1 protein-coding gene is annotated in these 215 nt (G+C 27.0%); it reads right to left on the bottom strand.

Features of this window, described 5'->3' with window-relative positions:
- Positions 1-215, bottom strand: a 215-nt coding sequence (locus GFJ99_RS13605) for a hypothetical protein (RefSeq protein WP_162524042.1), incomplete at both ends; no start/stop codon positions are given.

Below are 215 nucleotides of genomic sequence, written 5' to 3'. Positions count from 1 at the left end.
AAAGCAAATACATGTTTTTCATTTAAAGTGTAATAATAATTTAGATTTTGATTGATTGAAAATGGATTTTGATCTTTTCCTGTATAAATATCAGAAAGCCTGTCAGAAAACAGACTTGTATTTTCTTTTTGATCTGAAAGTTTAATTAACGCATCGTAATCGAAATGTGCTTTTGCTGATGGCACATAACTCGAGCTTAATTTAAATAATAATTG

Origin of the sequence: Flavobacterium sp. LMO6 (genome assembly GCF_009495795.1) — a bacterium.
GTDB lineage: Bacteria > Bacteroidota > Bacteroidia > Flavobacteriales > Flavobacteriaceae > Flavobacterium.
The sequence above is the reverse complement of the archived record's forward strand: the minus strand, read 5'-3'. Positions and strand labels throughout refer to the sequence as shown.